Here is a 238-nt window from a genome sequence, read left to right on the forward strand (position 1 = left end):
CATCCGCCGTTCCAGATCGACGGCAATTTCGGCGGCGCGCGGGCGATGGCGGCGATGCTGATGCAAAGCCGCGGCGAGGATATCCTGCTGCTGCCGGCGCTTCCCAAGGCGGGGCCACGCGGGTCGATCACCGGTCTGCGCGCGCGCGGGCGGTGCAGCGTCGACGTGCACTGGCAGGACGGCACGGCCCGGTGTCAGCGTTATCGTCTTGGTCCGCGCGCCCAGCCGAACGGTGCGC

At 71.8% G+C, this 238-nt stretch carries 1 protein-coding gene; it reads left to right on the forward strand.

From position 1 onward, the window contains the following. The coding region (locus AC0CH8_RS19110; protein WP_465241232.1) for a glycoside hydrolase family 95-like protein at window positions 1-238 on the forward strand (238 nt) is incomplete at both ends.

This window comes from Sphingomonas sp. AC435, assembly GCF_979253005.1.